Consider the following 18,498-nt stretch of genomic DNA (forward strand, 5'->3'; position numbering starts at 1 on the left):
GGCCAGTTCTCTAACTGGCCGGGCCGTTTGCCTGTGTGACGCTGCGGACGGAATTATTTCTGGTCGATTCCCGAAAGCCGCCACGGGTTGTTGCCCACCGGCCGGGTAAAGGTCCAGAACTCCTCGAATTTCACCGGATCGGTCTTGCTTCCCTCCACCACCTGGCCGCTCGCGTCGTCGGTCGTATAGTCCAGCAGGTTGGCGTAGATCAGGGCCGTGATATAGTCCTGGCCCGACTCCTGCCACGCCTCGCTGACCTCCACGTTGCGCACGGCGATATTCTCCAGCCGGTTCACCCTGTGCTCACGCAGCAGCCGGTCGATATCCTCCTGGAAGATGCGCCGCATATCCGGGGTCAATAACGGCGTCACACTGCTGAGGTCCCGGTTCATCCAGGCACCCTGGATCTTGAAAAAGATATCCATGACCCCGTCCGCGAAGCGTTGTTCATCAAAACCCGGGTCCATCTGCCTGATGTGGGAGAGGCCCGCTGCAAGGTCGCCGGCGGTATCGGCGTAGGCCGACTGGATGGGCCGGGGTGCCTCGGGCTCGGAGTACCCTCCCATGGCAGAGGGGCTCTGGTAGGGGGCGGCTTCATTACGCCTCCCTTTGACGATCCGGTAGACCAGGTAAATGATCCCGGCGATCAGGATGATCTCGAACAGCCCGATCCCGCCGCCAAAGCCTCCCCCCATCCCGCCGCCGAAACCCATGCTGCGGAATAGCATACCGCCCAGCAGGCCGCCCGCAAGACCGCCGGCCATGCTGCGCAGGAAACCGCCGCCGGCAGGCTGGGGGGCCTGGTAGGGCGACGGCGAGAACGGCTGGGGCGCAGCCTGCTGGCTGGGGCGGGGCTGCGAAAAAGGCGACACCGGCTGGGAATAGCTGCGCGACCCGCGGCTGCCGAAGGATTTTCCGCCGCCGGCGCGGGCCTCTGCCTCGACGGTGACGAGGGTTGCGCCTGCCAGCATGGCCACCAGGCTGAAAACCACCACCAACAGATATCTATTTTTCATCGTGACTCCTTTTTAACCGAGGTATGCTTTGCAGAAAGGGTAACCACTGCTGCGCCATATGTCAATGCAGGCGGCGCGCTCCCCGGTATACGAAGGCTGGGCGGCGGCAGGCAGCGCTACATGATGCCGTTGAGTTGCCTGCGCAGCCCGGCGTGGTCCGGCACGTAACGCTCGACCAGGTTCCAGAAGCCGGGTCCGTGGTGCCGCTCCCTGATATGGCACAACTCGTGGATGATCACGTAGTCGAGACACGCCGGAGGGGCTTTGATGAGGTGGAGATTGAGGGCTATGCGGCCGGTGCGGTACGAATAGCTTCCCCAGCGGCTTTTCATGGAGCGGATCACGATGGGGGGAAGGGGAAGGTCTTCCGCCCCCATCCTCCGATGGCACTCGATTGCCCGTTCCCGAAAGAGCCCCGCCGCCTGATCGCGGTACCATGCGTCGATGAGCAGGCGCGTGGCCCGAGGGCCCAATTCGTCCGGGGCGGCAACCACCAGCGTGTCCCCCCTGAGCGCCACCGCTTCCGCCGTGCCCCGCTCCAGGCTTAATCCATACCCCCGCCCCTGGAACCAGAAGGTCGCGCCGGGGTCGTATGTTTGGCAAGGCTTGGGCGGCGCGCTGTCGAACTCCCGCCATACCTTGGCGATCCACGCGGCCCGCCGGGAGACGAAGTCCCGTATCTCCCCGAGGGAGGTGCGTACCGGAACCCTGACGATCACCGACTTGTCCGGCCTGACCGTCATGCCCAGGGTCCGGCGCCGGGCATGGCAGTACTGGAACGGGATCACCATGCCATGGCATTCGATGGCGTCGAGGCGAAGTTGTACTTTGGAAACGGTCACGATCTCCCCTGCCTGATCCAGCCGATCAGGCTGCCCATGGCGTAGAGCCCCCCCATGGGTACGGCCCAGGCGACAAAGAGCCAGCCCGACAACTTCAGGCGTCTCGATGTCAGGGTTTCCACGGCCTGGCGGTATTCCCTCCCTATCCTGTCAAAGCCCCCATCACCCTCCCTGCCGATCCGGTAGGCCTTGCGGACCTGGGCGATCCATGGGCCATATCCCTGGGTGCGGGCCGCTTCGAATATCTTCTCGGGGGAATCACCCACGAAGGCGAGACCGTCGTACCGGCGCGCCTCTTCCGTAACGGCGAACACCATGGCCTTGTCCACCTGCCGGCGCTCCGGCATGAGCAGCCAACCGGTGGCGACAAGCATGAGCAGATACGCGCCCCCCGTCACCAGCCAGAGACGCTGCCAACTCTTCAGGTCGCAGCGCCGTTGCGCACGGCTCCAGATGCCGGACCGGTCCTTGTGGAGCGTAACATTCATGGCCGTTTTCCCGGCATTGCCGGCGGTCCTTTCCGAGGTTGCCCATTGAGAAGTATGGTACGCCAGAGGCGCCCTCCGGTCAAGGTGATGGGCGTCTGAGCCCCCTGCCCCACAGCCGGTGGCGCGAAACCCGCGTCTGTTCTTGAAAGGAGCTTCTCCGGCGGAAAGAGTGGCAAAATCGGAAAGTGCCATCCTTATGCTATATCGTGTCTATATGCTTACAATGGCTTATATGGGGCAGGCAATACCTCATTTCAGGTACAAAAGATCCGCCCCCTCAAAACAAGGAAAATACAACACGCTGATTATTCATATTTTTTATACATCGACCACAATTGGCACCACTTATGCTCTTTCTTTCGCAGGTTTTTAAATTTCTTCGGAGGTAGTACAAATGAAAAAAGTTCTCTCCACCATCGTTGCCGCTATCGTAGCCCTGTCCTTCTCGGCTGTTGTTTTCGCTGCTGACGCTGCTGCTCCTGCTGCTGACGCCGCTGCTCCGGCTGCTGAAAAAAAAGAAGTGAAGAAACCGGCTAAGAAAGCCAAAAAAGCAAAGAAAGCCAAAAAAGCTGAGAAAAAAGAAGCCGCTCCGGCTGCTGACGCTGCTGCTCCGGCTGCCAAGTAATTCCTTTTCCTCCTAAAGGAAAACAAAAAAAGGCCGCATACATCACTGTATGCGGCCTTTTGCGTCCCGACCCAGACCCTACCGCACGCAGGACATCACCGTTATCCATCGCTTCAAACCACCGACCGGTGCAGCCCCGAACCGGTTTCGCAAAAAAATCCCCCAGCTAATCATCAGCTAAGTTTCCCCCTATAGAGTCCTATCATACGACATCGCCGCAACGATGCCCCAAGGAGAAAATAGTAGAATTCGCAGGAAAAAGATTGAGCCATCTTAGAAAGCAGAGGAAATCACCGGCCGCACCCCCACCTCCCGCCGCGAAATTGCCATGGAAAAATTTAACGAAGCACTGTTTTTGACGATCAACGCCCCGGCGCACCCCCAGGCATTGCTACTGGCCTCAGCGCGTGGGCTGGCCGAGTGGACGATCTGGCTGATACCGCTGATCCTGGCACTCGGCTGGCTCCGCGGGGATGGACGACAGCGCAGGCTGATGCTGGAGGCGGCGGCATCGGGTGGAGCCGGGCTGCTGATCAATCAGGGGATCGGCCTCTTCTGGCAGCATCCGCGCCCCTTTATGATCGGCCTGGGGCACACCTTTCTCGCCCATGCCCCGGACTCATCCTTCCCCAGCGATCATGCGACCCTGATCTGGGCGGTGGCCTTCAGCCTTCTGTTGCACGAACGCACCCGGGCCGCAGGTCTTGCCCTCGCGTTGTTGGGGCTGCCGGTGGCCTGGGCGCGAATCTACCTGGGGGTACACTTCCCACTGGATATGGCCGGCGCGGCCCTGGTATCCCTGACGGCTGCCCGACTGGCCCTGTACCAGAGACGGCACCTTATCGGGCGGCTCTACCGGCCCATCCTGGCATGCTATCGCTTGGCGGCCACGCCGCTGATCCGGCGGGGCTGGATATTGAAGTAACGTCATACGTAAAAAGCTTCGGAAAACTCACATGAAATCACCGCACGAAGAAGGATCAAGCATGAACAGCACCGTTAAAGAGAACGTAAGCAAGGTTCCAGAGGCGGTACTCGTCTTCTGGATCATCAAAATCGCCGCCACCACCCTTGGTGAAACCGGCGGCGACGCAGTATCCATGTCCATGAACCTGGGCTATCTTGTTGCGACGGCACTCTTCGCCGCACTTTTTGCCGCCGCCGTCACCGCCCAGGTCTCAGCCAAGCGCTATCACCCGCTTTTGTATTGGACGACCATCATCGCAACGACCACAGTGGGTACTACGCTGGCCGATTTTTTCGATCGTTCCCTGGGTATCGGCTATGCCGGGGGCGCATCGCTTCTGTTTGCCCTACTCGTGGCTTCCCTGTTCACCTGGTATCGCACCATGGGGTCTGTCTCCATCGATACGGTACGGACAAAAAAGGCAGAGATCTTTTACTGGGTGACGATCATGTTTTCCCAGACCCTCGGCACCGCGCTTGGGGACTGGACCGCTGATACGGCAGGGTTTGGCTACGCGAAAGGCGTCGTTGTGTTCACCATGCTGCTGGTGGCTGTTGTTGCCGCATATTACTGGACACGCATATCCCGTACGACGCTTTTCTGGACGGCATTCATCCTTACGCGCCCGCTCGGGGCGGTGGTTGGCGACCTGCTCGACAAGCCGCACAGTTCCGGAGGACTGGCGCTCAGCCGTTACTCGGCGTCGGCGGTGCTTCTTACGTTGATACTGATAAGCCTGTACAGTTTTCCGCAAATGGCCGCACAGAAACACCACTGATTGAGAACGGGAGACTCTATGCAGGCGAACACATGGCGCGAGGCGTTGCTCGTACTGGTATTTCTGACGGTAGCCACGGCCGTAATTGCCGCTACCGGGGCAGATCTGGTGGTCTCGTCCCATTTCTACCGGTCCGGCGGGTGGCCGGTCGGGGAGCGGTTCCCCTGGAAACTGCTCTATCGCCTGGACCGGTACCCGGCACTCGCCATAGCGCTCTTTGGCCTGTGTGCCGCCTGCTACGGCAACTCGAAATCTTCGTGGCGCCCGTGGCGCCGTCGAGGAATTTTTCTGGTCCTGCTCCTGGCCCTGGGGCCGGGGGTTGTGGTAAATGGCGTTTTCAAGGATCATTGGGGCCGGCCACGGCCCCGTGAGATCGTGCAATTCGGCGGCTCCAAGCAGTTTCTCCACCCCTGGCAGCGGGGCATCGACGGCCAGGGGCGCTCCTTCCCCTGCGGCCACGGTTCGGCGGCGTTCTACCTGGCTGCGCCGTTTTTCATCTATCGCCGCACCAAGCCTGCGCTTGCCGGGAGGTGGCTGGCGGGCGGCCTTGTCTTCGGCCTGCTCATGAGCTACGCCCGCATAGCCCAGGGTGGGCATTTCCTGAGCGATATCCTCTGGGCCTGGGGGATGGTCTATCTGACGGCGCTGGCGCTGTCGGCCCTGCTGTTGCCGCGCGGGGTGGATGTGGTATATTTGGCGAATCACGGTGAATTACAGGAGATCTGATGCGGGTGCTACTGGTTGAAGACGACCGGATGATCGGTGAAGCGACGATGCAGGCGTTGAAGGATGCCGCCTATGCCGTGGACTGGGTGCGGGACGGTGACCAGGCTTTGGATGCCGTCGAGACCGGCGAGTACGACGTGATGCTCCTTGACCTGGGGCTGCCCAAAGAGGACGGCTTGGTGGTTCTGGAGCGGATGCGCAGCCGTGGCGACGCAACCGCCGTGCTGATCGTTACGGCTCGGGACGGCTTGGATGACCGCATCAGGGGGCTGGATCTGGGGGCGGACGACTATCTGGTCAAGCCGTTCGCCGCGGGGGAGTTGCTGGCCCGCATGCGGGCCGTTGCCCGACGCAAGGGGGGGCAGGTTGCAGTGCTGTTAACCAACGGTGCTCTGTGTCTCGATCCGGTGACCAAGGAGGCCGGCTTCGGCGAGCGGCGCTGCCGCCTGTCCGCCCGGGAGTTCGCCCTATTGCAGGCGCTCTTGGTGCGGCCCGGCGCCATCCTGTCGCGCCAGGATCTGGAAACCCGCATCTATGGTTGGAACGAGGAGGTCGAGAGCAATGCCGTCGAGTTTCTGATCCACTCCGTGCGCAAGAAACTCGGCAGTGAGGCGATCAGAAACGTGAGGGGGTTGGGATGGATGGTGGATCGGCACCCATGAATAGGTCTCTGCATCGCCAGCTTTCCGGCTGGATTGCCCTGGTAACGATCATCAGCGGCATAGCCGCCGGCGGATGCTCCTTTTTTTTGGCCTTCCGGGAGGCCCAGGAGCTGCAGGATGACCAGCTCCAACAGGTGGCACTGCTGGTCGGGCGTTCCGACAAGGCCGTGGAGCCCTGGGCCGGAATAACCAAGGCAGAGAAACGGCACGACCCCGATGCGCGGATCATCATCGCCCCTCTGGGGACGCCGGTGTCGGCGGGGCAGAACGTCCAGGTTACGCGGCCCGCGATTCCGCCCGACCTCCCGGAAGGGCTCCAGACCATCGACAGTCAAGGCGAGACCTGGCGGTTGTTTGTTCGCACCCTGCCGTCGGGCTTGAGGATTGCGGTGGGGCAGCCGACGGCCGTTCGCAACGAGACCGCCCGGGAGAGCGGCCTGCGCACCCTGGTGCCGGTGTTGCTGCTGGTGCCCTTCCTAAGCCTTTTGACCGCCTGGCTCGTCCGGCGCGCGCTGGCACCGGTCGCCAGCCTTTCCCGGCAGCTGGACCAACGGGACGACACCAATCTGACAACGCTCCCCGAAAACGGCGTTCCTAAGGAGATCAGGCCATTTGTAACGTCCATCAACGGCCTGATGCAGCGGCTCGACGATACGCTCGCCCAACAACGCCGTTTCATCGCCGATGCCGCCCACGAGTTGCGCTCGCCTTTGACAGCCCTGACCTTGCAGGCGGAAAACCTGGAGCGGAGCGACCAGCCCCGGGAGCGCGAGGAGCGCCTCCGGCACCTCAAGGAAGGTCTGGCCCGTACCCGCTCGCTGCTGGATCAATTACTCTCTCTGGCGCGGCAACAATCCAGTGCCGTTCCCGCGGTCGAATTTCGCCTGGACCGTCTCGTCCAGCAGGTGCTCGAGGATGTGATGCCGATGGCCGCGGCCAAGGGGATCGACCTGGGTTGTGAACGTCTTGAGGAGGTAGTCGTGAATGCCCCTACCGACGCGCTGACCATCCTGATGCGTAACGCCGTCGACAACGCCGTCCGCTATACCCCGGCCGGCGGGATCGTGGATGTGGAACTGTACCGCGAGGAAGGCCGGGTGGTCTTTCAGGTGGCCGACAACGGCCGGGGGATTCCGTCCGACGAGGAGAAGAGGATCTTTGAGCCGTTTTACCGGGTCATTGGCACCGATGAAACCGGCAGCGGCCTGGGGTTGGCCATAGTGCGCAGTATTGCCGACCGGTTGGGCGGGACCGTCACGCTTCGTAATCGGGAAGGTGCCGCAGGAGCCCTGTTTCGTTATCTATTTCCGCCCGGCTGACCCGCTTGAGGAGGCCCCCTCACGGGTTCAGGATTCTTTCCTTCAACCTCAGAATGTGCGCACTCCCTAAGGTCTTCATCCCTATGGTCACCTCAGAGGGCATTGCTGCGCCGCTCACGTCGTGGTTGACCCCTCTGTCAAAAAATCGCACATCATTTTCCCCCTCTTTCGGCTAAATTTTTACACATGCAGTGGCACCCTAAGCTGTCCCAAACGGCCACATCATGGTTCCGGTAACACTGCCCTGTAAAAAAACCACCGCAGCTGTGTCACTCCTTGCACACTTTCCGTTTTCAGTATAGTATCCCACAATAACACTCCATAAAATGCAAGGGACACCGCCATGGAACCGATCATCACCTTCAAGGAGCGCTGCCGGCTCTGCTACTCGTGCGTACGCAGCTGCCCGGTAAAGGCCATCAAGGTCGATAACGGATTTGCCCAGATCATGTACAACCGCTGCATCGGCTGCGGCAACTGCCTGAGCTGCCCGCAACAGGCAAAGGCCGTGGTGGACAGGATGGGGCAGACCCAAGAACTGCTGACATCGGGCGCGCCCGTTGTGGCCGTGCTGGGGTGCTCCTTCCCGGCATTCTTCCACGCCATCACTCCCGGGCAGCTGGTGGCCGCGCTGAAAAATCTCGGTTTCCGCGAGGTGCATGAGGGGGCCTACGGCGCCCGCATGATTGCCGACGCGTACAAAGAGGTGCTGCAACAGACCAAGATTCCCCTGGTCTCCTCCCACTGCCCTGCGGTGGTCAGCCTGATCGAACGCCATTACCCCAAGCTGATCCCGAACCTGGCGGGGGTCGTTTCACCCATGATCGCCATGGGTCGTTTCATCAAGGGCATCCTCGGCAAGGATACCAAGGTCATCTATATCAGCACCTGCATTGCCGGCAAATTCGAGGTACAGGCGGCGGAATCGTCCAGCGCCATCGATGTGGTCCTCACCTACCAGGAGATCGATAAATTTTTCAAGGGGCGGGGCATCAACCCGGCATCCCTGGCGGAAGCGCCCTTCGATGGCCTTGACCCGGACAACGCACGCATATTCACCCTTACCGGCGGCCCGCTCAAGGTGTTCGAGGTTGAACCGGATTTCCTGGATACGGAGATCATCTCCGCCGAGGGCGAAAATCACGCCATCGACATCATCCGCGATCTTGCTGCCGGGCGGATCACGCCATCTTTTGTGGATTTACGGCTCTGTGACGGCGGCTGCGTCGACGGCCCCGCCCGTAATCAGGCCCTTAATCATTTTTATAAACGCAAACTGATCGTCAATTACAACGACAGTACGCTCCCCTACAAAACGGCGCCACACTACCGCTCCACGGCATCCATACCCGACCTGATGCGCCCTTACTCGGACAAATCGTGCCGGCTGCCGAGTCCGGGCAAAGACGACATCAAACGCATCCTGCACTCCACCAACAAGTTTACGCAAAGCGACGAGCTCAATTGCCGCGCCTGCGGCTATAACACCTGCCGGGAACATGCCGTGGCCGTTTTTCAGGGGTTGGCGGACATCGAGATGTGCCTCCCCCACAATTTGCAGCAGGTTGAGGACGACCGGGGGCGGTTGATGCAGAAGTACGAGTTGATCCGGCGCGAACTGGACCGGCAGCTGGGCGACGACCCGATTGTGGGGAACGACAGCAAGATCCAGGAGGTGCTGGAACTGATCCGCCAAGTGGGGCCGACGCCGACCACGGTCCTCATCAGGGGCGAGACCGGCACCGGCAAGGAGTTGACGGCCCGGGCCATCCACCGCCTGAGCCTGCGCAACGACAAGCCGCTGGTCACGGTCAACTGCACGACCATTACCGACTCCCTGTTGGAGAGTGAGTTGTTCGGTCACAAGAAAGGGGCATTCACCGGCGCCATCGGCGACAAGAAGGGGCTCTTCGAGGCCGCCAATGGCGGCACCATCTTCCTGGACGAGATCGGGGACATCACCCCCAAGCTGCAGGCGGAGCTTTTGCGGGTTCTCGACCTGGGCGAGGTGCGGCCGGTGGGGGGGGCGGCGCCCAAAAAGGTGGATGTGCGCCTGATTGCCGCCACCAACAAGGATCTGGAACAGGGCGTGAGCGAAGGGTGGTTCCGTGAAGACCTCTACTACCGTCTGAACGTCTTCAATATTCATCTGCCGCCGCTGCGCAACCGGCAGGACTCCATCCCGAGCCTGGCCGAGCATTTCCTCGACAAGGCCCGCAAAAAATTGAACAAGAACATCGCCGGGATCGAGGACCGGGCCGTCAAGGCCATGCAGCACTACCCCTGGCCCGGCAATATCCGCGAGATGCAGAACGTTATCGAGCGCTCCTCGGTCCTCACCAAGGGCACGATCATCAGGCTGGAGAACCTTCCCACCATCTTTGCCGACACCTACGAACGGTGCAGCAACGGAGAGGTCAACCGCCGCCATGCCTCGTTCAAAGCCGAACGGGAGCTGCACATCAGCCGCACCGAAAAAAACCTGATCCAGCGCTATCTCGAAGAAACCGGCGGCAACGTGGCCAAGGCGGCCCGGCTGGCCAATATCCCCCGACGGACCTTTTACCGCCTTCTGGAAAAACACGGCCTTGAAATCGTCCAGCGGGTGCGGACCAAGTCAGCGGAACAGGAGACCCCGGAATAGTGTATACTTTTGACCATGCGTGCGCCAGATTGTGCACACTTTTCTTCCAAGCCAAGGACGAATGGCTTACCTCTAATCAGTAACATACCGTTTATATTACTTAATTTTGTGTATACTCCGTTTTGGCATAGATATGGCAATAGAATGAGCACTTACTTAAGCGTGCCATATCACACCACATAAAAAAAACGGAGGAACCGAACATGGGCAGAATGAGAGAAAATCCGCGTTACAACGTAATTTCGATGCGCATCAGTGACGAGGAGCGCGAGCACCTGGAAAATCTGATGAGCAAGACCAAAAAGAGCGTATCCGACATCATGCGCGAGGCCATGGAATACTTCTCGGCCCAACATGACCAGCAGACGAACCTGGAGCAGAAGGCCGCCTAAGACCTCATTCTACAGGCATACGGGACACACGCAAAAGGCGTGGGTAGTTATATCTACCCACGCCTTTTGTTTCGCAACCACTGGCCACAGAGCCGTTCAGTTTATCAGGATCTCGAACTGCTCCTGGTGGAAACCGGGCTTGGCCCGCACGGTAATACGCTTCTTGAAGCGCTTTTCCAACTCCTCCAGCCCCCGCCGCTCCTCATCGTAGAGCAGGTCCGCCACCTGGGGATGGACCGACACCGTAGCCTTGGTCCCCTTGATATCCAGCATCTCGCGGCGCAACTCCCGGAAGATCTCATGGCACACCGTAATCTTCGACTTGATGTAACCGCGCCCCTCGCAGTACGGGCACGGCTCGCACATCATCCGACCGATGCTCTCCCGTACACGCTTGCGGGTCATCTCCACCAGGCCCAGTTCTGAAATTTTGAGGATGTTGCTCTTCGACTTGTCCCCCTTGAGGGCCTCCTCCAGCGCGGTGAAGACCTTGTCCCGGTTGACCTCTTTCTCCATGTCGATAAAATCGATGATGATGATGCCGCCGATATTGCGCAGCCGCAGCTGATAGGAGATCTCCTTGACCGCCTCCAGGTTGGTCTTGAGGATGGTGTCCTCGAGATTATGCTTGCCCACGAAGCGCCCGGTGTTCACATCCACGGCGGTGAGCGCCTCGGTCTGCTCGATGATGATATAGCCGCCGCTCTTCAGCCAGACCTTTCTGCCCAGCGCCCGGCTGATCTCCACCTCCAGACCGAAATGGTCGAAGATCGGCTCCTCGTCATCGTAGAGCTCGATGGAATACTTCATCTTGGGCATGAAGGTGGAGATGAACTGGACGATCCGGTCAAAATCCGGCTTCGAGTCCACGATGATCCGGTCCACCTGCTCGGTAACGATGTCGCGCACCACCTTCTGGACCACGTCCAGGTCGGAATGGACCAACGAAGGGGCCGCAGCCTTTTCCCTGCGCTTGGCGATCTCGGCCCACAGCGTGGAAAGATACTGCATGTCCGACAGCAGGTCCTCTTCGCTTTTCCCTTCCGAGACCGTCCTGACGATATACCCCGAGCCGCTCTGCTTGAGGCGGTCGACGATTTCACGCAAACGCTCCCGCTCGGCCTCGTCCTCGATGCGGCGGGAAATGCCCACATGGTCCACCGTCGGCATGTACACCAGATGGCGGCCCGGCAGGGAGATGTGGGAGGTGATGCGCGCACCCTTGGTGCCGATCGGCTCCTTGGAAATCTGGACCAGCAGCTCCTGTCCCTCCTGAAGCAGCTCTTCAATGGGGTGCAACGGCTTGTAGTCGGGATGGGCGGATTCCGGCTGCTCGACGTTGGGCTCATGTTCCTTCTTGCCCTCGTCCAGAAGCGACTCATACTCCTCAATGGCGTCAAAGACATCCGCCACGTACAAAAATGCCGCCTTCTCCAGGCCGATGTCCACGAAGGCAGCCTGCATACCGGGCAACACCCTGATGACCCGTCCCTTGTAGATGTTGCCGACAATCCCCCGTTCGCGGCTGCGCTCGATATAAAGCTCGGCAATGGTGCCGTTTTCAATCAGCGCGATACGCGTCTCGTGGGAGGCGGCGTTGATAACCAGTTCTACTCCCATACAATTTGTCTCCGTCTATATAAAATGCATTCAAAATCAGTCACGTGGCGACGGCGCGGCAAAAACAACATCGAGCTTTTCAACCCGCAGGTCATCCATGGCGAGCGTATCGTTGCCGGTAATGGCGCGGGCATACTCCACCGGCTTGCCCCTGCCGGCAACCAGGTCCAGCGAGTCGGGCCCGGCAACGAGCGAGACGGTTTCCGACCGTAGATCAATAGTTTGACGTTCGCCCTTTTTAATCCGTTGAATGACGAAATCACTGTGCGCCAAAAACTGCTCACATTTTTGAGGCAGATCGCCACAGGGCGCTTTAGTAAAGGTTATGCGATAATGGGTGGCGATCATCTGGGGCGAAAGAGATGGTGATTTCACGTCCACCCGTTCCGCCTCCAGAATCCGCAGCCCCTCGGGCAGGACGCCGTTCAGCCGGCGCTGCACCTCAGCCGCTTCGCAGCCGGCCGCCACAACCATATCCATGTATTCCGCCCTGGATTCTATACCAACCGAGGTGGCGGTGGCAAAGGAGAATTTGGGATGGGGGTGGAAACCTTGGGAAAAAAGGATCGGCACCCCCGCCCGGCTGACGGCGCGCGTGAAGACCGTAATCAGCTCAAGATGGCTCAGAAAACGCATGGCGCCGGTTTTCGCAAAGCGCAGCCGGATACGGGCCGGCAACGGCTCGAACAGTGCCGCGGCAGCCGGTGCCGCCACGGCGTCATGGGGCGAGAGGCGCGGCTCCACGGCGCTGAAGTCGCAGACGCCGCAGGCGCTGCACCGGCCGTGACGGCAATCCTCGGTCGCCGACTCCGCGAAGGCGCGCTCCCGCTCCGCCAGCAAAAACTCCCGCGTAACGCCGCAGTCGAGATGGCCCCACGGCAGGACTTCGTCCAGGGCCCGCCGTCGCAAGTACCATTCGGGCTCGATGCCGCAGTCGGCGAAGGCTTGCCGCCAGCGTTCCGGCGAGAAGTGCTCCCCCCAGCCGTCAAAACGGCAGCCCAGTTCCACCGCCCGCGCCAGCACCGGCGCCAGCCGCCGGTCGCCCCGGGCAAAGACCCCCTCCATGAATGAAAGCGGGGCGTCCTGCCACTTGAAATTGAGCTTGCGTCGTTTCAATTCGCCGCGCAACAGCCCCTGCCGCTCCCTGATCTCGTCCTGGGAGATCTGCGCTTCCCACTGGAAAGGCGTATGTGCCTTGGGAACGAAACTGCTGACCGACACGTTGACCTCGCCCGAAACACCCGACCCTTTGGCCTGGTCCTTGACCCGGCGCGCCAGGGCGGGGATTTCCAGCACATCATCCAGGGTCTCCCCCGGCAGGCCGATCATAAAGTAGAGTTTGATGAGCCGCCACCCGGCCCCATAGACGTTGGCCGCCCCCTCCAGGAGGTCCGCCTCGGTGATGCCCTTGTTGATCACCCCGCGCATCCGTTCGCTGCCCGCCTCCGGGGCCAGGGTGAACCCGGTCTTGCGCACCTTCTTGATCTCGTCGATCAACCCTTCGGTGAGGGTTCCGACCCTGAGCGACGGCAGGGAAACAGCCACCCGGTCATGGGCATAGCGCTCCATCAGCCCGGTCAAAAGCGGGGCGATACAGGAATAGTCCCCCGAAGAGAGCGACAGGAGCGACACCTCGTCATAGCCGGTGGCCTCCAGGGACTTTTCCACCAGATCGAAGATGGTTCCGGGCGAACGCTCGCGCACCGGCCGGTAGATATAGCCGGCCTGGCAGAAACGGCAGCCGCGGGTGCAACCCCGGGCAATCTCCACCGCCACCCGGTCATGGATGGTCTTCATGAAGGGGACGACCGGCGCAGCGGGATAGGGTGCCGTGTCGAGGTTCGCGAGAAACCGGCGGCGCACGCGCCCCACGCCGGGCTTGAGCGGGACAATCTCCGCGATGCTCCCGTCCGGGTGGTAGCGGGGTTCAAAATACGAGGGGACGTATACCCCCTCGATGGCGGCCAGACGCTCCAGGAGCGCCGCCTTCCCCAGGCCTGCACGCTTTGCCAGACGCGCAGCCTCGGCGATCTCCAGCACCGCCTCTTCACCGTCGCCCAGCAGGAAGGCATCGAAGAACGGGGCCAGCGGCTCAGGGTTATAGGCGCACGGGCCGCCGGCGATGACCAGCGGGAAAACGTCATGGCGCTCGTCGGCCAAAAGCGGTATGCCGGCCAGGCGCAGCATGGTGAGGATATTGGTATAGGAGAGCTCGTACTGCAGGGTAAAACCGATGATATCGCAGGCCGCCAGCGGTGTAGCGCTTTCCAGGGTCGCCAGGGGGGAGCCTGCGGCCTCCATCTGGGACTCCATATCCGGCCATGGGGCATAGACGCGCTCCGCCGCAATCCCGTCGGCGGCATTGAGAACATGATACAGGATCCGCAGCCCCAGGTGGCTCATGCCGACTTCATAGACGTCCGGGAACGCCAGGGCAAAACGCAGTTCGGCCTCATCCTTGCGAATGGAGCCCATCTCTCCCCCCATGTAACGGGCGGGCTTTTCAACGGCAAGGAGGTTCATAAATGGAAGACAATCCTTAAGAATGTGATGGCAAGGCAAGGGACTGTAACAAATCGGAAGGGATGATGGCAAGGGAAATAGCCATTTTTTTCTTGCATCGGTTTGTCATTAATGGTAAAGAGAAGATTCTCGTTGCCGAAGTGGCGGAATTGGTAGACGCGCCAGATTCAGGTTCTGGTTCTCGCAAGGGAGTGCTGGTTCGATTCCAGTCTTCGGCACCAGTTAAGGAATTAAGGCTTTGCAGACTTCTGCAAAGCCTTTTCCATTTTCAACCAGCATCCACGCAATCCACGCACGCAGGGCGGCCTTCCGAAACCCGGGCGCCACGACCAACCCCGGGATGGTTTCTCACCGACAGACAACGCGGGTATTCGATCCGCACGGGAAGCAACATGAAGATAATGGTATGGGATCTCATCGAATCGGTTTCAAATGCCCTGGACATGATCAACAGCAACCTGTCCGAGCACCATGGCAAGGTCGCCTATATCTCCATGCGGATCGGCACCATGCTCGGCATGAGCAACAACGACATCGAGAGGATGATCTATGCCGCACTGCTCCACGACTGCGGCGTCTTCACCGGCGACGAGGCGAACTCGATCACGCGCTTTGAATTCGACACCACGGCGAACAACCATGCCGAGATCGGCTCGAAACTCCTCAAGGGCCTTACGTTCATCGATATCTCCGAAATAGTCCGATTCCACCACACCTCCTGGAAGCATGGCGAGGGGGCCGGCACCGGGGACGGCCGCGCCATACCGTTCACCAGCCATATCATCCACCTGGCGGATCGCGTAGCAACCCTTTCCGCGGTCAACAACAACATCCTCTTGCACTCCCACGACATTTTGAAGACCGTCGAAGCGCACGCCGACAGCGTGTTCCATCCCGATATCGTGGCCGCATTCCATGAACTGGCCCAAAGGGATTCGTTTTGGCTCGATATGAACAGCAACGACGTCAAATATCTGGTCAACGGTTCGATCCGTTCTTCTTCCATCGACATCGGCATCGACGAACTTTACGAATTTTCCCGCCTCATCTCCAACATCATCGACTACAAGTGCCGGTTTACGGCGACCCACTCCATCGGCGTCGCCCGGGTGGCACAGGCTGTCAGCCGCAAAATAGGCTTCAGCAGTGCCGAAGGGACCCTTTTCGAGATCGCCGGCCATCTGCACGACCTCGGCAAGCTTTCCGTCCCGGCCGAGATCCTCTACAAGCCGTCGGGCCTGAACAGGGAGGAAATGGCGGTCATGCGGTCCCACTCCTACATAACCTTCGCGGCGCTCAGAAAGGTGCGAGGCATGGAAAACGTCGTCAAGTGGGCGTGCGAACACCACGAGAAGCTGGACGGCAGCGGGTACCCCTTCAGGCGCACGGACAGCGAACTCTCCCTGGGGTCCCGGGTCATGGCGGTCGCCGATATCTTTACGGCCCTCTCCGAGGACAGGCCCTACCGCAAGGGGATGTGCAAGCGCGACACCATCAGCACCCTGAACAGCCTCACCGGCACCCACCTGGACCCCTATGTCACCTCGACGCTGGTCTCGGCCTATGACGAGATCAACGACATCAGGGCCCTGTATCAGAAAAATGCGTTCGACATCTACATGGAGGTCCTCAACTAGGGCCACCAGGGCCGCGCCCCCCTCTAACCGGTGCCTCCCCGCTGCGGGAAATTGTGTTGCCTCGCGGCGTCAATCCTCTTATGCTGTAGCGGTAGCATCATTCCCCCTAAACGAAATGGAGTTGTCATGATTACCCGATTGAAAACGCTTCTCGTCGCTGCCCTTGTCGCAAGCCTCCCCGGCTTGGCAGCCGCTTCCGACCCGGCTCCGGCAGCCGGCACAAAGCCTGCCGCAGCAGCACCCGCCCCCATCGCCCCCGCGCCGGAGAAGAAAACCTCCGAGGCCGCACCGCTCCGCCAGACAACCAAGCTCGGCACCGTTGACCTGGCCCGTGTCGGCGACGAGACCGAACAGGGCAAAGCGGTTCAGGCCAAACTCCAGGCCAAGAAGGACAAGCTCCAAACCAGGGTCGACGGCAAGCGGAAGCAGTTGGACAAACTGCGCGCCGGCATCCAGGCCAAGCTCCCCTCTCTCTCCCCGGCCCAACGCGCCGCCAGGGAAAAGGAATTCCAGAAAAAGGTGGAAGAGTTCCAGAAGTTCGGCAGGCAATTGGAAGAGGAATTGTCCTCCCTGCAGGAAAAGGAAACCAAAGCGCTGTACGATGAAACCGAGCGGGCGGCCGCGGCCTACGGCAAGGCCAACGGCTTTGCCATTATCATCATCAAAAAGCAGATACTCTTCGTCGGCAGCGATGTGGACGCTCAGGACGTGACCGACGCCCTGATCAAGGCGATGGACGAGGCGGCCAAAAAGAAATAGCTTGCCCGCGAAACACGAAACGAAAAGGGGGGCGGCATCGCATGATGCCGCCCCCCTTTTCGTTGTGCTGCCCTGCCCCGTTATGCGGGCCGGATCAATACCGGTAATGCTCCGCCTTGTAGGGGCCTTCCTTCTTCACCCCGATATACGCGGCCTGTTCGTCGCTCAGCACCGACAGTTGGGCATTGAGCTTCTTGAGTTGCAGGCGCGCCACCTTCTCGTCCAGATGTTTGGGCAGGGTGTAGACCCCCACCGGGTATTTGCCCGGATTGGTGAAGATCTCGATCTGGGCGATGGTCTGGTTGGCGAACGAGGAACTCATCACATAGCTGGGGTGGCCGGTGGCGCAGCCCAGATTGACGAGGCGCCCCTTGGCCAGCAGGATGATGCGTTTGCCGTCCGGGAAGATGATGTGATCCACCTGGGGCTTGATCTCCTCCCACTGATATTTCTCCAGGGCGGCAACCTCGATCTCGTTGTCGAAGTGGCCGATGTTGCAGACGATGGCCTGATCCTTCATGCGGGCCATGTGGTCGTGGGTGATGACGTGGTAGTTGCCGGTGCAGGTGACGAAGATGTCGGCCTTGTCGGCGGCGTACTCCATGGTCACCACGCGGTAGCCTTCCATGGCGGCCTGCAGGGCGCAGATCGGATCGACCTCGGTCACCCATACCTGGGCCGACAGCGCCCGCATGGCCTGGGCCGAGCCCTTGCCCACGTCGCCATAGCCGCAGATCAGGGCCACCTTGCCGGCGATCATCACGTCGGTGGCGCGTTTGATGCCGTCCACCAGGGATTCGCGGCAGCCGTAGAGGTTGTCGAACTTGGACTTGGTGACCGAGTCGTTGACGTTGATGGCCGGGAAGCGCAGTTCGCCGCGCTCATGCATCTGGTAGAGGCGGTGCACGCCGGTGGTGGTCTCCTCGGTCACGCCCTGGATCCGGGCGATGCGGGTGGAGTACCAGCTCGGGTCGGCGGCCAGCTTTTTCCCGATGGCGGCGAAGAGGATGGTCTCCTCCTCGGAACCGGGGTTATTGAGCACGCTGCCGTCCTTCTCGGCCCGTGCGCCCAGGTGCAGCAACAGGGTGGCGTCCCCGCCGTCGTCCAGGATCATGTTGGAGAAGCCGGCGTCGGGCCACTCGAAGATCCTGTGGGTGTAGTCCCAGTACTGTTCCAGGCTCTCCCCCTTGACGGCGAAGACCGGTACGCCGGCGGCGGCAATGGCGGCGGCGGCGTGGTCCTGGGTCGAGAAGATGTTGCAGGAGGCCCAGCGCACCTCGGCGCCCAGGGCAACCAGCGTCTCGATCAGCACGGCGGTCTGGATGGTCATGTGCAGCGAACCGGTAATGCGGGCTCCCTTGAGCGGCTTGGCGGCGGCATACTCCTCGCGGATGGCCATCAGGCCCGGCATCTCGGTTTCGGCAATCCTGATCTCCTTGCGGCCCCAATCGGCCAGGGCAAGGTCTGCGACGATAAAATCTTTGGACATCCGTTTACTCT

The 18,498-nt window shown here is 60.7% G+C and carries 16 protein-coding genes and 1 tRNA gene; 11 read left to right on the plus strand and 6 right to left on the minus strand.

All coding sequences use genetic code 11. The annotated features are described in order from the left end of the window. Window positions 1-53: 53 nt before the first annotated feature. From F6V30_RS02840 to F6V30_RS02850, 3 genes are all read right to left on the minus strand, one after another. Window positions 54-1,016 carry a Tim44 domain-containing protein gene (locus F6V30_RS02840; protein ID WP_151154985.1) on the minus strand — a complete coding sequence of 321 codons (963 nt, stop codon included), beginning with the start codon at window positions 1,014-1,016 and terminating at the stop codon, window positions 54-56. 116 nt (window positions 1,017-1,132) lie between these two features. Further along, window positions 1,133-1,858, minus strand: a complete 726-nt coding sequence (locus tag F6V30_RS02845; RefSeq protein ID WP_151154986.1) for a M48 family metallopeptidase — start codon at window positions 1,856-1,858, stop codon at window positions 1,133-1,135. Continuing rightward, window positions 1,855-2,346, minus strand: coding sequence for a hypothetical protein (locus tag F6V30_RS02850; RefSeq protein ID WP_151154987.1), 492 nt, complete (start codon window positions 2,344-2,346; stop codon window positions 1,855-1,857). The genes F6V30_RS02845 and F6V30_RS02850 overlap by 4 nt, the downstream gene beginning before the upstream one ends. A 394-nt stretch (window positions 2,347-2,740) precedes the next feature. Here F6V30_RS02850 and F6V30_RS02855 point away from each other — a divergent pair, with 394 nt between their 5' ends. From F6V30_RS02855 to F6V30_RS02890, 8 genes are all read left to right on the plus strand, one after another. Beyond that, the gene (locus tag F6V30_RS02855; protein WP_149211975.1) at window positions 2,741-2,971 is read left to right on the plus strand and encodes a hypothetical protein; all 231 of its coding nucleotides are present in this window, start codon (window positions 2,741-2,743) and stop codon (window positions 2,969-2,971) included. A 328-nt stretch (window positions 2,972-3,299) separates the two neighbouring features. Further along, complete coding sequence (locus tag F6V30_RS02860; protein WP_151154988.1) at window positions 3,300-3,896, plus strand: undecaprenyl-diphosphatase; 597 nt, start codon at window positions 3,300-3,302, stop codon at window positions 3,894-3,896. Between the two features lie 61 nt (window positions 3,897-3,957). Further along, window positions 3,958-4,716, plus strand: coding sequence for a COG4705 family protein (locus F6V30_RS02865; RefSeq protein WP_151156397.1), 759 nt, complete (start codon window positions 3,958-3,960; stop codon window positions 4,714-4,716). A gap of 18 nt (window positions 4,717-4,734) precedes the next feature. Further along, window positions 4,735-5,442, plus strand: a complete 708-nt coding sequence (locus tag F6V30_RS02870; RefSeq protein WP_151154989.1) for a phosphatase PAP2 family protein — start codon at window positions 4,735-4,737, stop codon at window positions 5,440-5,442. Beyond that, on the plus strand, window positions 5,442-6,104 hold the full coding sequence (locus F6V30_RS02875) for a response regulator (protein ID WP_149307761.1): 663 nt from the start codon (window positions 5,442-5,444) through the stop codon (window positions 6,102-6,104). The genes F6V30_RS02870 and F6V30_RS02875 overlap by 1 nt, the downstream gene beginning before the upstream one ends. Beyond that, window positions 6,101-7,423, plus strand: coding sequence for an ATP-binding protein (locus F6V30_RS02880; protein ID WP_246163154.1), 1,323 nt, complete (start codon window positions 6,101-6,103; stop codon window positions 7,421-7,423). Before F6V30_RS02875 ends, F6V30_RS02880 begins: the two co-directional genes overlap by 4 nt. Before the next feature lie 343 nt (window positions 7,424-7,766). Further along, the gene (locus F6V30_RS02885; RefSeq protein ID WP_151154991.1) at window positions 7,767-10,067 is read left to right on the plus strand and encodes a sigma 54-interacting transcriptional regulator; all 2,301 of its coding nucleotides are present in this window, start codon (window positions 7,767-7,769) and stop codon (window positions 10,065-10,067) included. 203 nt (window positions 10,068-10,270) lie between these two features. Next, window positions 10,271-10,459: a ribbon-helix-helix domain-containing protein gene (locus F6V30_RS02890; protein WP_149307765.1), complete on the plus strand. Its 189-nt coding sequence runs from the start codon at window positions 10,271-10,273 to the stop codon at window positions 10,457-10,459. Window positions 10,460-10,555: 96 nt separating this feature from the next. Here F6V30_RS02890 and F6V30_RS02895 read toward each other — a convergent pair whose 3' ends face one another. Next, window positions 10,556-12,079: an Rne/Rng family ribonuclease gene (locus F6V30_RS02895; protein WP_151154992.1), complete on the minus strand. Its 1,524-nt coding sequence runs from the start codon at window positions 12,077-12,079 to the stop codon at window positions 10,556-10,558. 36 nt (window positions 12,080-12,115) lie between these two features. Further along, window positions 12,116-14,602, minus strand: coding sequence for a TIGR03960 family B12-binding radical SAM protein (locus F6V30_RS02900; protein ID WP_151154993.1), 2,487 nt, complete (start codon window positions 14,600-14,602; stop codon window positions 12,116-12,118). A gap of 134 nt (window positions 14,603-14,736) precedes the next feature. On the opposite strand from F6V30_RS02900, the gene F6V30_RS02905 reads away from it, so the two are divergent. The 3 genes from F6V30_RS02905 to F6V30_RS02915 all read left to right on the plus strand — a co-directional run bounded on the left by F6V30_RS02905 (window position 14,737) and on the right by F6V30_RS02915 (window position 16,998). Next, window positions 14,737-14,823: transfer RNA gene (locus F6V30_RS02905), tRNA-Leu, on the plus strand. 171 nt (window positions 14,824-14,994) lie between these two features. Further along, a complete protein-coding gene (locus tag F6V30_RS02910) occupies window positions 14,995-16,239 on the plus strand; it encodes an HD domain-containing phosphohydrolase (RefSeq protein WP_151154994.1) in 1,245 nt (414 codons plus the stop codon). Window positions 16,240-16,365: 126 nt separating this feature from the next. Beyond that, the gene (locus F6V30_RS02915) at window positions 16,366-16,998 is read left to right on the plus strand and encodes an OmpH/Skp family outer membrane protein (RefSeq protein WP_151154995.1); all 633 of its coding nucleotides are present in this window, start codon (window positions 16,366-16,368) and stop codon (window positions 16,996-16,998) included. 94 nt (window positions 16,999-17,092) lie between these two features. On the opposite strand, the gene ahcY is transcribed toward F6V30_RS02915, so the two are convergent. Then, window positions 17,093-18,487, minus strand: a complete 1,395-nt coding sequence (gene ahcY / locus F6V30_RS02920; RefSeq protein WP_151154996.1) for an adenosylhomocysteinase — start codon at window positions 18,485-18,487, stop codon at window positions 17,093-17,095. Window positions 18,488-18,498 lie beyond the last annotated feature (11 nt).

Origin of the sequence: Oryzomonas sagensis (assembly GCF_008802355.1) — a bacterium.
Classification (GTDB): domain Bacteria; phylum Desulfobacterota; class Desulfuromonadia; order Geobacterales; family Pseudopelobacteraceae; genus Oryzomonas; species Oryzomonas sagensis.

Bases quoted from the DNA above. Each gene is read 5' to 3' on its own strand.
- F6V30_RS02870 (WP_151154989.1), top strand. From the start codon at position 4,735: ATGCAGGCGAACACATGGCGCGAGGCGTTGCTCGTACTGGTATTTCTG.
- F6V30_RS02860 (WP_151154988.1), top strand. From the start codon at position 3,300: ATGGAAAAATTTAACGAAGCACTGTTTTTGACGATCAACGCCCCGGCG.
- F6V30_RS02880 (WP_246163154.1), top strand. From the start codon at position 6,101: ATGAATAGGTCTCTGCATCGCCAGCTTTCCGGCTGGATTGCCCTGGTA.
- F6V30_RS02910 (WP_151154994.1), top strand. From the start codon at position 14,995: ATGAAGATAATGGTATGGGATCTCATCGAATCGGTTTCAAATGCCCTG.
- F6V30_RS02895 (WP_151154992.1), bottom strand. From the start codon at position 12,079: ATGGGAGTAGAACTGGTTATCAACGCCGCCTCCCACGAGACGCGTATC.
- F6V30_RS02850 (WP_151154987.1), bottom strand. From the start codon at position 2,346: ATGAATGTTACGCTCCACAAGGACCGGTCCGGCATCTGGAGCCGTGCG.
- F6V30_RS02900 (WP_151154993.1), bottom strand. From the start codon at position 14,602: ATGAACCTCCTTGCCGTTGAAAAGCCCGCCCGTTACATGGGGGGAGAG.
- F6V30_RS02855 (WP_149211975.1), top strand. From the start codon at position 2,741: ATGAAAAAAGTTCTCTCCACCATCGTTGCCGCTATCGTAGCCCTGTCC.
- F6V30_RS02890 (WP_149307765.1), top strand. From the start codon at position 10,271: ATGGGCAGAATGAGAGAAAATCCGCGTTACAACGTAATTTCGATGCGC.
- F6V30_RS02840 (WP_151154985.1), bottom strand. From the start codon at position 1,016: ATGAAAAATAGATATCTGTTGGTGGTGGTTTTCAGCCTGGTGGCCATG.
- F6V30_RS02865 (WP_151156397.1), top strand. From the start codon at position 3,958: ATGAACAGCACCGTTAAAGAGAACGTAAGCAAGGTTCCAGAGGCGGTA.
- F6V30_RS02885 (WP_151154991.1), top strand. From the start codon at position 7,767: ATGGAACCGATCATCACCTTCAAGGAGCGCTGCCGGCTCTGCTACTCG.
- F6V30_RS02875 (WP_149307761.1), top strand. From the start codon at position 5,442: ATGCGGGTGCTACTGGTTGAAGACGACCGGATGATCGGTGAAGCGACG.
- ahcY (WP_151154996.1), bottom strand. From the start codon at position 18,487: ATGTCCAAAGATTTTATCGTCGCAGACCTTGCCCTGGCCGATTGGGGC.
- F6V30_RS02915 (WP_151154995.1), top strand. From the start codon at position 16,366: ATGATTACCCGATTGAAAACGCTTCTCGTCGCTGCCCTTGTCGCAAGC.